The sequence below is a fragment of the Variovorax sp. GW823-FHT04F07 genome, assembly GCF_058795995.1.
Genome location: NZ_JBXAIG010000004.1, coordinates 294255 through 306492, shown reverse-complemented (window position 1 = coordinate 306492; position 12238 = coordinate 294255). Strand labels below are relative to the sequence as shown.

Here is a 12238-nt window from a genome sequence, read left to right as displayed (position 1 = left end):
TCTAGTTGCCAGCCCTCCCCCAGGCATCGAGAATCGATACGAGGCACTATTTCACTCCCTTCGGTATCCTTTTTCTATACCTTCAACCCGTACCCTCCCTTCATGAGCACCACCGTCGATCTGGTCCAGGCCCTCAAGAACGAACTCAAAAGCGCCCGCATGACGTATGCCGACCTGGCCCGGTCGCTGGACATGGCGGAGTCCAGCGTCAAGCGCATGCTGGCCAAGAGCGACATGCCGCTGTCGCGCGTCGATGCGATCTGCCGCGCCCTGAAGATCGATTTCGCCGAGCTGGCGCGGCGCGTGGCCGACGCCCAGCCGCTGCTGAAGGAGCTGACCCACGAGCAGGAAAAGGCCGTGGTCAAGGACAAGAAGCTGCTGCTGGTGGCGATCAGCGTGCTGAGCCAGTGGACACTGGAGCAGATCGTGGCGTCGTACCGGATCACCGAGGCCGAGTGCATCGGCTGCCTGGCGCAGCTGGACCGCATCGGCATCATCGAGTTGCGTCCGCTCAACCGGTACCGCCTGAAGCTCGCCAAGACCTTCCGCTGGCGGCCGCACGGCCCGGTGATGGAGTTCTTCCGAGAGAACGTGGTGCTCGACTACTACAAGGGCGGTTTCGACGGCCCGGCCGAAGGGCTGCTGCTGGTGCACGGCTCGATCAGCCGGTCGCTCGCGCCCGCCTTCATGGAGCGGCTGCAGCGCGTGGCGCAAGACTTTGCGCAGCAGCACCAGACCGACCAGAAGCTGTCGGCCAAGGACCGCGAGGGCTACACCCTGCTGCTGGGCATGCGCAACTGGGAGTTCGAGCTCTTCACCCGCCTGCGACGGAACTGAAGGCCCGTCAGGGCTTCGCTGCTTCCAATGCGTCGCGCGTGGTGCGCGCGGCGTTCTTCGCCGCATCGGCGAAGTCTTCGCCCGACGAGGCGTAGATGATCGCCCGCGACGAGTTCACGATGATCGGCGCGTCGGCGCGCCAGCCGGCGCGCACGGTGGCGACCGCGTCGCCGCCCTGGGCACCGACGCCCGGGATCAGCAGCGGCACCGTCGGCGCGAGTTCGCGCACGCGCTCGATCTCGGCCGGGTAGGTCGCGCCCACCACGAGGCCGAGCTGGCCGTTGAGGTTCCACGGGCCCTGCGCCAGGCGGGCGACGTGCTCGTACAGGAAGGGCTGGCCCTCGACGCTGGCCAGACGCTGGCCCTGCAGGTCGGAACCGCCAGGGTTGCTGGTGCGGCACAGCAGGAAGGCGCCCTTGCCTTCGTACTGGAGGTAGGGCGCGACCGAGTCGAAGCCCATGAAGGGCGACAGGGTCACGGCGTCGGCGCCGTAGCGCTCGAAGGCTTCGAGCGCGTACTGCTCGGCGGTGGAGCCGATGTCGCCGCGCTTGGCGTCCAGGATGGTGGGCACATGGGGCGCGTTGCGGCGCATGTGCTCCATCAGGCGTTCGAGCTGGTCTTCGGCGCGGTGGGCCGCGAAGTAGGCGATCTGGGGCTTGAAGGCGATGACCAGGTCGGCCGTCGCGTCGACGATGCGCGCGCAGAAGTCATAGATGCGGCTGGCGTCGCCCTTGTACGCCCCCGGGAATTTGGCTGGCTCCGGGTCGAGGCCCACGCAGAGCAACGAACCGTTGGTTTGCTGTGCAGCGGCCAGCTTGTCGAGGAAAGTCATGGGGCCCGATTTTACGGACCCCGCCCGCCACTCTCAGTCCGTGGGGGTGGCCTGCTCTGCGGCCAGGCACAGGTCGGCCCAGGCGCGGGCCTTGTCGGCCGGGTTGCGCAGCAGGTAGGCGGGGTGGTAAGTGGCGACCACCGGCACGCCGTTTGCCGACGCCAGCGGCACGGCACGACCGCGCAGCTTGCCCAGCGGATCGCGGCTTTGCATCAGGCTCTGCGCGGCCAGCGGACCCATCGCCAGCACGACGCACGGCGCCAGCGCCGCCGCGTGGGCGTCGAAGGCGGCATCGATCGGCTGCGGGCTGCCGGGCTGGCCGGCGGCCACGCCGCGGTGCGTGCGCATCAGGTGCACGGGCGTGCGGCCGTCGTGCAGCTTCAGCGCGCGCAGCATGTTGTCGAGCAGGCGGCCGGCGTCGCCCGCGAAGGGCTCGCCGTGGCGGCCGTCGGCCTCGGGCGGCATGTCGGCCACGACCAGCCAGCCGCCCTGCACCGGCGCCGCAGCATCGGCCTTGTCGGCGTACAGGCGGCAGGGTGCTTCGACCAGCACGGCGGCGCCTTGCGCGACGGGCGGTGCCGCCACGGGACGCGGTGCCGGGGCGGCCACGGGGCGGGCGGCAGGCGCCGGGGCCGGGCGAGGCGGAGGCGGCGCGTCGTACGGCTGGTCGCGCTCGTCGAGTTCCAACGGCGGGCCTTCGGGCATGTCGGGCATGCCCGAATCAGCGGCCACGGGAGCCTCCGGCTCGGCTTCGACTTCGATCTCGGGTTCCGGCGGCACGGGCCACCAGACCTTCACGCCCATCTCGTCGAGCATGGCGCGCTGGCGCGCGTCCAGGCGCAGGGTGTGGACTGCGGTGTCCGTCATCGCAAAGCTCCCCAGGCGGAGCCTGTTTCGTTGAGGCGCATGCTCATGACGACCGCGTCTTCACGCTTGCCGTCGAACGCCGGGTAGTAGCCCTTGCGCACGCCGACGCTGCGAAAGCCTTGCCGCAGGTAGATGTCGAGCGCGCGCCGGTTGCTTTCGCGCACCTCGAGCCACAGCCACAGCGCGCCCTCGCCGCGCGACCAGCCGGCCAGCGCCTCGAGCATGAGCGGCGCCCAGCCCTGGCGCTGGAAAGCCGGCGCCACGGTGATGTTGAGCAGGTGCACCTCGTCCACGCCCTTCATGGCGACGAAGTAGCCGATCAGCGTTTCGCCCAGGCTGGTGCACGGCGATTCGACACCCGGCGCCACGCCGGGCGCCAGCAGGCACTGGCAGTGGTAGCCCACGGCCATCGAATCGGTGAAGTTGGCGCGCGTCCAGGGGTGCGTGTAGGCCGTCTGCTCGACCGCGCACACGGCATCGATCCGCTCGACGGTGAGCGGTTCAAGACGGGCTTCGACGGACTGGAGGACGGCGCTCATGCGGGGTTCGGCGGAACGGCGGCCGCCGCCTTGATGGCGGCGCGTTCCTCGGTGGTTTGCGCCACTTTATCGCGAACATACAGTGGCCAGGCCTGTGCTGCGGGCACGGTGCGGCCGGCCGCGAGCAGCGCGGGCGCCAGCCGCAGCATGGCGGCGGCCGTGGGCAGCACTTCGTGGCGCGCCGTGGCGCTCGCCAGGCGCGGGCCGTAGGCGGTGAAGGCGTTGCCAGCGAGCGCCCAGCCGGCCGGCACCTCGAGCGCCTCGGGGGCGAGCAGCAGCGGCTCGGGGTCGCCGCCGAACGGGCCGGCGGTGTCGAAGTCGTAGTGCGCGGCGTAGAGCTGGTCCATGCGCGCATCGAGCACGGCCACCACGCGCTGCGCGCCGAAGGCATGGCGTGCCTCGTCGGCCACGGCCAGCAGGGTGTCGACCGGCAGCAGCGGCACCTTGGCGCCGAAGGCCAGCCCCTGCGCCACCGAGCAGGCGGTGCGCAGGCCGGTGAAGGAGCCCGGGCCGCGCCCGAAGACGATGGCGTCGAGCTCGGCCAGCGCGAGCCCCGCGTCGGCGAGCAGCTCGCGGATCAATGGCAGCAGCGTGCTCGACGCCTGCGCGCCGCCCACGCCGCTGTGCGCCAGCACGCGGTCGCCGTGGCGCACCGCGACCGACAGGTGCTCGGTGCTCGTGTCGAAGGCCAGGAGCTTGTCAGACATTCGGACGCCCCATTCCCGCCGGGCACGGCGTCGGGCAGACCGGCGCCACGCGCACGGCCGCCGCGCGCACGCCGAACAGGATGCCGGCCGTCACCAGCGCGAGGCCGGCGACCAGGCTCCAGTGCATCGGTTCGTCCAGCCACAGCACCGCGCCGAAGGCCGACAGGCCCGGCACCAGCGCCGTGATCATCGTGGTGCGCACGGGGCCGAAGTGCTGGATCATCTTCGTGAAGGTGATGCCCGAGATCACCACCGAGCCGACGCCCTGGAAAGCCATCTGGAATGCGACCTCGCCCCACGGCGCACTGCCGATGTGGCTGACGACGGCGCCCGAGACCACGAGCAAGGTGTAGACCGGCACATAGGTCATGAGCGCGAACACGGTGATGGCGATGGTCGCGCGCACGGCGTCCAGGCCGTGGCGGCGCGCCACCACGCTGTAGCAGGCCCAGCAGAAGGCGGCGCCCATGAACATCAGGTCGCCCTTCCAGACCTCGCCGCCCTCGAAGGCGTGCAGCAGGCTGCGCCCGCCGACCACGAGGTCGCCCGCGACGATCATCGCCAAGCCGATGGCGCGCGTGGGCGTGATGCGGTCGCGCAGCACCAGCGCGGCCAGCAGCGTGGTCCACAGCGGCAGGCTGCCGGGCATCAGCACGGCCGCATGGCCGGCCGGCGCGAAGAAGAAGCCGCTGTAGGCGATGAGTGCGTAGGCCACGCCGCCGAAGATGCCGGCCGTGGCGGTGATGCGCAGCGACAGCGGCGACAGGCCGAAGAACGAGGACACGGCACCGCGGTGCTTCGTGGCCAGCCACGCGCCCCAGGGCACCAGCACCAGGCTGGCGCCGCAGACGCGCGCAAAGGCCAGGTCGAAGGGCGTGAGCGAGCGCGCGGCCGAGGCGCGCGCGATGAGGATGAAGGCGGTCCAGACCACGACGGTGACCACGGCCGCGCCGATGCCGAGCATGCGGGGAGACAGGAGGGGCGGGGAGGTCTGCGGGGGCGCGGCGGGCATCCCGCCATTATCGAGGGCAGGCCCCGGCCGCGCAGGGGCGGGGCGAATCAGCCGGCCTCGTCGGCGCGCAGGATCGCCAGCCCGGCCGCGCGCAGCGGCGCCAGCACCTGCTCGGAGGCCTGCGGCGCCACCAGCAGCTGCGTCGCGTCCGCCAGCGGGTTCACCACCCACGCCGACGCGGCCCCGAGCTTTTCGGACGAAGCCAGCACGACGGTCTCGGCCGCCGCGGCCATCAGGGCGCGCTTGATCTCGGCCTCTTCCGCGTCGCCCGTGGTCAGGCCCGCCTCGGCGTGCACGCCGGTGGCGCCCATGAAGTAGGTGTCGGCATGGATGCGTGAAATGGCCGCCATAGCCGCCGCACCGACCGCCACCATCGAATGCCGGAAGAGGCGCCCGCCGATCAGCACCACCTCGATGCCGGCGTGCGCCGCCAGCTCGACCGCCACCGACGGGCTGTGCGTGACCACCGTGGCCTGCAGCGCGAGCGGCAGGTGGCGCGCCAGCTGCACGGCCGTGGTGCCGCCGTCGATGAACACCACCTGCCCCGGCTTCACGAGGCGCGCGGCGGCGCGGCCGATGGCCACCTTCTCGTCGGGCGCGAGCTGCTGGCGCCCGCTGAAGTCGGCCTCGGCCGCCGCGACCGGCAGCGCGCCGCCGTGCACGCGCTGCAGCAGCCCTTCGGCCGCGAGCTCGCGCAGGTCGCGGCGGATGGTGTCTTCGGACAGGGCCAGTTCCTCGCTGAGCGCCTTGGCGACGACCTGGCCGTCGCGCCGCAGGACCGAGAGGATGTGTTGTTTGCGCGGTCGGGTGAGCATGGGCCGATGGTAACGGGTTTGCACGTTATTGCACGAATCTTCTTGATATTGCACGAATTCGGTTTTATGCTCGCCGCCCATGACCATTCACGACCGCGTCCGGGTGCACGAAGTCACCCTCCTGTCCGACAACTGGTACACGCTGCGCACCACCGCCTTCGACTGGCGGCGCAACGACGGCGAGTGGCAGCGCACGCACCGCGAGACCTACGACCGCGGCAACGGCGCCACGCTGCTGCCCTATCACCTCGGGCAGCGCACGGTGCTGCTCACGCGGCAGTTCCGCTACCCGGCCTTCGTCAACGGCCATGACGACCTGCTGATCGAGGCGGCCGCGGGCCTGCTGGACAACGCCGCGCCCGAGGAACGCATCCGCGCCGAGGTGGAAGAAGAGCTGGGCTACCGACTCGGCACCGTGCAGAAGGTGTTCGAGAGCTTCATGAGCCCGGGCTCGGTGACCGAGAAGCTGCACTTCTTCGTCGCGCCCTACGAGGCCTCGATGCGCGTGGGCGCGGGCGGCGGGCTGGCGGAGGAGGGCGAGGACATCGAGGTGCTCGAGCTGGGCATCGACGAGGCACTGGCCATGGTGGCCGACGGCCGCATCGCCGACGCCAAGACGATCATGCTGCTGTACCACGCGAAGCTGCACGTTTTCGCGCCGGGATAATCCGCGGATGCCTCTTGCCTTCCGCCCTGCGCCCCTCGCACTGACCCTCGCCCTGCTGGCTTCGGCCGGCGCCTTCGCCCAGCAAGCCCTTCCGCCTCAAGTCGATGCCGCCCTCGCGCGTGCCAAGGTGTCGCGCGAGGCCGTGACCCTGCTGGTGGCCGATGCCGACGCGGGCCGCGCGCCGCGCCTGGCCTGGCGCTCGCAGGTGCCGGTGAACCCGGCCTCGATCATGAAGCTGGTGACCACCTACGCGGCGCTCGACCTGCTTGGCCCGGCCTACAGCTGGAACACGCCGGTCTACGTCGAGGGTACGGTGGCCAACGGCGTGCTCAACGGCAACCTCTACATCAAGGGCCAGGGCGATCCCAAGCTGGTGCTGGAGCGCGTGTGGCTGCTGCTGCGCCATGTGCAGGGCCTGGGCATCACCACCGTGAGCGGCGACATCGTGATCGACCGCAGCGCCTTCGAGACCACGGTCGAGAACGACCCGGCCGCCTTCGACGGCGAGCCGCTGCGCCCCTACAACGCCTCGCCCGATGCGCTGCTGGTGAACTTCAAGTCGGTGAACATGACCTTCGCGCCCGACCGCGCGGGCCAGTACGCGCGCGTGAGCTACGAGCCCCCGCTGGCCAGCGTGGCGATGCCGCCCACGGTGCCGCTGGCGCCCGGCGAATGCGGCGACTGGCGCGGCGCGCTCAAGCCCGACTTCAGCGACGTGAACCGCATCCGCTTCAACGGCGGCTTTCCCACCGGCTGCGGCGAGAAGAGCTGGGCCGTGGCCTACGCCGACCCGCGCACCTACAGCCTGCGCGCCATCGGCGGCATGTGGGCCGAGATGGGCGGGCGCGTGGGCGGACAGATGCGCGAGGGCCGCGTGCCCGCGGGTCTGAAGCCGGCCTTCGACTTCGAGTCGCCGCCGCTCGCAGAAGTGGTGCGCGACATCAACAAGTACAGCAACAACGTGATGGCGCAACAGGTGTTCCTCACGCTGGGCCTCACGCAGAAGCAGCGCGGCACCTTCGAGGCCTCGCGCAGCGCGCTGGGCCAATGGTGGCGCGACCGCATCGGCACCGGCGAGGCCTCGCCGGTGTTCGAGAACGGCTCGGGCCTGTCGCGCGACGAGCGCATCAGCGCCGCCGCGCTCGGCAAGATGCTGCAGGTGGCGTGGCGCTCGCCCGTGATGCCCGAGCTGGTGGCCTCGCTGCCCGCGATGGGCGTGGACGGCACGCTGAAGCGGCGCACGCTGCGCTCGGGCGGTGCGGCCCACCTGAAGACCGGCACGCTGCGCGACGCCTCGGGCGTGGCCGGCTACGTGCACGGCGCGAGCGGCCGGCGCTACGTGCTGGTGGCCATCGCCAACGGCGAGAACGCCGGTGCCGCGCGCGCCGCCTTCGACGCGCTGATCGACTGGACCGCGCAGGACCAGTGATTCGGACGGGGCCCGAGCCGCCCCGCTACTGAATAGGTTCTGCTCGCAAACGCTGCTTGCGCGCGGCCATGGCGCTGCCCAGAATCGGACGCTCGTTCGTTTTCGATACAACTCCAGGAGACGCGCCTTGATCTTGCAGCACCCACGGCATTCACAGCCCTCGTCCTTCCCGGCCCGCCGGGTCACCGCCGCGGCGACGCTCGCCGGCGCCACGTTGCTGCTCGCCGCCTGCGGCGGGGGCGGCGGTGGGGGCGGCATCGGCATCGGCTTTCCGCCACCGGGCGGCGGCAGCGACACCGGGCGCGGCTCGGTCGTCACCAGCCCGCCCGAGCAGGGCACCAAGCTCACGGCCGACCAGTTCAGGGCCAGCCTGCAGGCCTCCGACCAGGGCAAGGCGCTGCTGCAGGTCACCGGCGCGCCCAAGTGCGGCGTCGACATGCGCTACCTCGAGTACCGCACCGTCGGCGGCAAGAACGAAGCCACCAACGCCACCGCCGCGATCATGGTGCCCTCGGGTTCCGACGTCGCCTGCAGCGGCGCACGCCCCGTGGTGCTGTACGCGCACGGCACCACGCCGGCGCGCAACTACAACCTCGCCAAGTGGACCGACACCACCCAGCCGGCCGCCGGCGAAGGGCTGATGGTGGCGGCCATGTTCGCGGCGCAGGGCTACATCGTGGTGGCGCCCAACTACGCGGGCTACGACAAGTCGACGCTGCCCTACCACCCGTACCTCAACGGCGAGCAGCAGGGCAAGGACATGGTCGATGCGCTCACCGCGGCGCGCAAGACCTTCTCGGACATCGGCGCGAACGACGCCGGCTCGCTGTTCATCACCGGCTATTCGCAGGGCGGCTACGTGGCGATGGCCGCGCACCGCGAGATGCAGGCCACCGGCAAGATGGTGACGGCCTCGGCCCCGCTGGCCGCGCCCTCGGCCATCAGCCTCTTGACCGACTACACCTACCTGGGCTGGCCGGCGCTGGGCTCGACCCTGTTCGTGCCGCTGCTGTCGACGAGCTGGCAGCAGCAGTTCGGCAACGTCTACAACAGCACCAGCGACGTCTACGAGGCGCAGTACGCCACCGGCATCGACACCCTGCTGCCCACCCTCACGCCAGGCACGCTGTTCTCCAGCGGCAAGCTGCCGCAGCTGGCGCTGTTCCCGGCCGACGGCAAGCCGGGCCCGGTGAGCCCCGAGCTGGCGATCTTCTACGGCGCCAACAACCTCATCAAGCAGAGCTTCCTCACGCAGGCGGCCACCGACATCCAGTCGGCCCCCTGCCCCGGCAACGCACTGCCGGCCACGGCCGCGTCGCTCAGCTCGGCCTCGCCGCTGGACTGCAAGCCCGCCACGGGCTTTCGCAAGGCGGCCATCGCCAACGACCTGCGCAACTGGGTGCCGACCAAGCCGATGCTGCTGTGCAGCGGCGCGAACGACCCGACCGTGAACTTCCTGAGCACGCGCGCCACGGCCGGCTACTTCCGTGCCAAGGGCATGCCGGCCGCCGCGCTCGCGGTGGTCGACCTGGAAGACCGCGGCACCACCGACAGCTATTCGGCGGCACGCGCCGGTTTCGCGCAGGCCAAGGACCTGCTGGCACAGAGCACGCCGGGCAGCGCCACCGACAAGGCGCGCGCCGTGACCGCGGCCTACCACGGCACGCTGGCGCCGCCGTTCTGCCTGGCGGCAGCGCGCGGGTTCTTCCAGGGGGTGCTGGCGGCCGGGGGCTGAGCCCCGGGCCAAGCAGCCGATCAGGCGTTGATCAGGCCGCTGCAGCGCGCTGCAAGCGGTCTTTCACACCTTCCCACTCGGGCGTGTCGGGCGGCGTCTCGACCCAGATCAGCTTCACGCCCTGCGCGTCGAACTCGCGCAGCACCGCGAACAGCTGCTGCGCGGTGGCCGCCGCGTCGTCGGGCATGCGCCGCAGCAGCACGCGCTGCGAGCGGCTGCGCACGCTGCTGCGCGTCCACACGGCAATGTGCGCGGCGTTGGCGCCGAGCACGTCGAGGCCGGTCTGGATGGCCTTGGGGTCCATCAGCCGCACCTTGGCGTCGGGCGCGTAGTGCGCCTCCAGCGTGCCCGAGGCGCGCGGGTCGGGCGTGTCGAGCACCTCGCGGTCGCGCAGGGGCTCGCCGACGGCGGCCTCGATCTGGTCGCGCGTGATGAGGCCCGGGCGCAGCAGCACGGGCGCGCCGCGGCTGCAGTCGACGATGGTCGATTCGATGCCCACTTCGCAGGCGCCGCCGTCGACGACGAGCAACGCGTCGCCGAATTCGTCGTGCACGTGCTGCGCCGTGGTCGGGCTGACGCGGCCAAAGCGGTTGGCGCTGGGCCCCGCCAGGCCGGGCACGCCCTGCTCGGCGCAGGCTTCGAGCAGCGCCTGCGCCACCGGGTGCGCGGGGCAGCGCAGGCCGATGGTGTCCTGCCCGCCGGCCGCCGCCGTGCCCACGCCGAGCTGGCGCGTGACGATCAGCGTGAGTGGGCCGGGCCAGAAGGCCTGCACGAGTTTCTGCGCGAAAGGCGGCAGCGGCTGGGCGAAGCGCGACAGCGCCTGCGCGCCCTTGGCGCCCGCCGCCACGTGGACGATCAGCGGATGGTCGGCCGGCCGGCCCTTGGCCACGAAGATGCCGGCGACGGCGGTGTCGCTGCTGGCGTCGGCGCCCAGGCCGTAGACGGTTTCGGTCGGGAAGGCGACCAGTCCGCCCGCGCGCAGCACGCGCGCGGCCTCGGCGATGGCGTCGGGAGCGTGGCCGTCGAGGATCATGCGAGCGCCGGCAGGCCCAGCAGCAGCGCGGCCTGCGAGGCATTGGCGCGCACGCTCTCGAGCGTGGCGCCGGTGAGGGTCAGGTGGCCCATCTTGCGGCCGCGGCGCGGCGCCAGCTTGCCGTACAGGTGCAGGTGGGTGCCGGGCAGGGCGAGCACCTCGCTCCAGCGCGGCGCGACCGGCTTGGCGCCGTCGCCTTCGCCGCCCGGGAACCACAGGTCGCCCAGCAGGTTGAGCATGACGGCGGGGCTGTGCTGGCGCGGCGCGGTCAGCGGCAGGCCGGCGAGGGTGCGCACCTGCAGCTCGAACTGCGACACGTCGCAGGCTTCCATCGTGTAGTGGCCGCTGTTGTGCGGGCGCGGCGCCATTTCGTTGACCACCAGCGAGCCGTCAGCCAGCGCGAAGAACTCGACGCACAGCACGCCCACGTAATCGAGGCCGCTGGCGATGCTCTTGGCGGAATTGACCGCGCCCTGCGCCACGGTCTTGGGCATGTTCTGCGGATGCACCTCGGTCACGGCGAGGATGCCGTCGCGGTGCAGGTTGCGCTGCGGCGGGAAGTGCACGATCTGGCCGTCGCGGCCGCGCGCCAGGATCACCGAGCACTCGAATTCGAGCGGCAGCATCTTCTCGAGCACGCAGGGCACGCAGCCGGCGGCCTGCCAGGCCTCGACCAGCTCGGCACGCGTCTTCACGCGTTGCTGGCCCTTGCCGTCGTAGCCCAGGCGGGCGGTCTTGAGGATGCCGGGCAGCAGTTGGTCATCGACGGCGGCCAGTTGCTCCGCCGTCTCGATGACGGCATAGGGCGCGCAGGGCACGCCGCAGCGCGTGAAGTGCGCCTTCTCGGCGATGCGGTCCTGCGCGATGGCGATGGCCGAGGCGGCGGGCGACACCGGCCGCGCGACCGCCAGGTGCTCCAGCGAGGGCGCGGGCACGTTCTCGAACTCGGTCGTCACCGCGTCGGCCAGGCCGGCCAGGCGGGCCAGGCCGTCGACGTCGGCGTAGTCGGTGTGAATGTGGTGGTGGCTCACGCGGCCGGCGGGGCTGTCGGCATCGGGGTCGAGCACCGCGGTGAAGTAGCCCATGCGCTGGGCCGCGTGCGCGAACATGCGCCCGAGCTGGCCGCCGCCGAGCACGCCGAGCGTGGCGCCCGGGAGGATGGGCAGGTCGCCCGAATGGCCGGTGCTCACAGCGCACCCCCGCCTTGCGGCGAGAAGGGCGACACCGGCGCGCCCGCTTCGGGCGGTGGCAGCACCATGGCCTCCGCGGCGGCGGTCTGGGCCGTGCGGAAGGCGTCGAGCTTGGCGCGCAGCGCCGGGTTGTTCACCGCCAGCATGGCCACCGCGAACAGCGCCGCATTGGCCGCGCCGGCGGTGCCGATGGCAAAGGTGGCGACGGGCACACCCTTGGGCATCTGCACGATGCTGTAGAGGGAATCGACGCCCTGCAGGTGGCGGCTGGCCACCGGCACGCCGAGCACAGGCACCGTGGTTTTCGACGCCAGCATGCCCGGCAGGTGGGCCGCGCCGCCCGCCCCGGCGACGATCGCCGTGAGCCCGCGCCCGGCGGCGCTTTCGGCGTACGCGAACAGCGCATCGGGCATCCGGTGGGCCGAGACCACCTTCGCTTCGTGGCTGATTCCGAATTGCTGGAGAATCTCGACCGCGTGGCGCATCGTCTCCCAATCGGAGTTCGAGCCCATCACTACACCGACCTGAATGGTTTCGTTCATGGTTTCAATTTTACGTTTCACCCCCAGCTGTTC

13 protein-coding genes are annotated in these 12238 nt (G+C 71.5%); 4 read left to right on the top strand and 9 right to left on the bottom strand.

Annotated features, from left to right (window positions below; genetic code table 11):
* The first annotated feature begins 102 nt into the window (after window positions 1-102).
* On the top strand, window positions 103-837 hold the full coding sequence (locus tag AC1RAA_RS20525; protein ID WP_070063207.1) for a helix-turn-helix domain-containing protein: 735 nt from the start codon (window positions 103-105) through the stop codon (window positions 835-837).
* A 7-nt stretch (window positions 838-844) separates the two neighbouring features.
* On the opposite strand, the gene pyrF is transcribed toward AC1RAA_RS20525, so the two are convergent.
* The 6 genes from pyrF to AC1RAA_RS20495 all read right to left on the bottom strand — a co-directional run bounded on the left by pyrF (window position 845) and on the right by AC1RAA_RS20495 (window position 5609).
* A complete protein-coding gene (gene pyrF / locus AC1RAA_RS20520; RefSeq protein WP_062477481.1) occupies window positions 845-1669 on the bottom strand; it encodes an orotidine-5'-phosphate decarboxylase in 825 nt (274 codons plus the stop codon).
* A gap of 33 nt (window positions 1670-1702) precedes the next feature.
* The gene (locus tag AC1RAA_RS20515) at window positions 1703-2536 is read right to left on the bottom strand and encodes a uracil-DNA glycosylase family protein (protein WP_492730335.1); all 834 of its coding nucleotides are present in this window, start codon (window positions 2534-2536) and stop codon (window positions 1703-1705) included.
* Window positions 2533-3075 (bottom strand): ribosomal protein S18-alanine N-acetyltransferase, encoded by a 543-nt coding sequence (rimI, locus tag AC1RAA_RS20510; protein WP_062483095.1) that lies wholly within the window; start codon window positions 3073-3075, stop codon window positions 2533-2535. The genes AC1RAA_RS20515 and rimI overlap by 4 nt, the downstream gene beginning before the upstream one ends.
* Window positions 3072-3782 carry a tRNA (adenosine(37)-N6)-threonylcarbamoyltransferase complex dimerization subunit type 1 TsaB gene (gene tsaB, locus AC1RAA_RS20505; RefSeq protein WP_492730333.1) on the bottom strand — a complete coding sequence of 237 codons (711 nt, stop codon included), beginning with the start codon at window positions 3780-3782 and terminating at the stop codon, window positions 3072-3074. Before tsaB ends, rimI begins: the two co-directional genes overlap by 4 nt.
* Window positions 3775-4746 carry a DMT family transporter gene (locus tag AC1RAA_RS20500; RefSeq protein WP_492730331.1) on the bottom strand — a complete coding sequence of 324 codons (972 nt, stop codon included), beginning with the start codon at window positions 4744-4746 and terminating at the stop codon, window positions 3775-3777. The genes tsaB and AC1RAA_RS20500 overlap by 8 nt, the downstream gene beginning before the upstream one ends.
* A gap of 95 nt (window positions 4747-4841) precedes the next feature.
* Complete coding sequence (locus AC1RAA_RS20495; protein WP_390347890.1) at window positions 4842-5609, bottom strand: DeoR/GlpR family DNA-binding transcription regulator; 768 nt, start codon at window positions 5607-5609, stop codon at window positions 4842-4844.
* Window positions 5610-5688: 79 nt separating this feature from the next.
* Between AC1RAA_RS20495 and AC1RAA_RS20490 the strand changes: the two genes are divergently transcribed.
* The 3 genes from AC1RAA_RS20490 to AC1RAA_RS20480 all read left to right on the top strand — a co-directional run bounded on the left by AC1RAA_RS20490 (window position 5689) and on the right by AC1RAA_RS20480 (window position 9440).
* Window positions 5689-6276 carry a GDP-mannose pyrophosphatase gene (locus AC1RAA_RS20490; RefSeq protein ID WP_492730329.1) on the top strand — a complete coding sequence of 196 codons (588 nt, stop codon included), beginning with the start codon at window positions 5689-5691 and terminating at the stop codon, window positions 6274-6276.
* A 7-nt stretch (window positions 6277-6283) separates the two neighbouring features.
* Window positions 6284-7705: a D-alanyl-D-alanine carboxypeptidase/D-alanyl-D-alanine endopeptidase gene (gene dacB / locus AC1RAA_RS20485; RefSeq protein ID WP_492730327.1), complete on the top strand. Its 1422-nt coding sequence runs from the start codon at window positions 6284-6286 to the stop codon at window positions 7703-7705.
* Window positions 7706-7838: 133 nt separating this feature from the next.
* Window positions 7839-9440 (top strand): alpha/beta hydrolase family protein, encoded by a 1602-nt coding sequence (locus AC1RAA_RS20480; protein WP_492730587.1) that lies wholly within the window; start codon window positions 7839-7841, stop codon window positions 9438-9440.
* Window positions 9441-9471: 31 nt separating this feature from the next.
* On the opposite strand, the gene AC1RAA_RS20475 is transcribed toward AC1RAA_RS20480, so the two are convergent.
* Genes AC1RAA_RS20475 through purE form a run of 3 tightly spaced genes read right to left on the bottom strand, consistent with a single transcriptional unit; the run spans window position 9472 to window position 12205 of the window.
* A complete protein-coding gene (locus AC1RAA_RS20475; protein ID WP_492730325.1) occupies window positions 9472-10473 on the bottom strand; it encodes an L-threonylcarbamoyladenylate synthase in 1002 nt (333 codons plus the stop codon).
* Entirely contained in the window at window positions 10470-11663 is a 1194-nt protein-coding gene (locus AC1RAA_RS20470; protein WP_062481925.1) for a 5-(carboxyamino)imidazole ribonucleotide synthase, read from the bottom strand. Before AC1RAA_RS20470 ends, AC1RAA_RS20475 begins: the two co-directional genes overlap by 4 nt.
* Window positions 11660-12205: a 5-(carboxyamino)imidazole ribonucleotide mutase gene (purE, locus tag AC1RAA_RS20465; protein WP_492730323.1), complete on the bottom strand. Its 546-nt coding sequence runs from the start codon at window positions 12203-12205 to the stop codon at window positions 11660-11662. The genes AC1RAA_RS20470 and purE overlap by 4 nt, the downstream gene beginning before the upstream one ends.
* Between the last annotated feature and the right edge of the window lie 33 nt (window positions 12206-12238).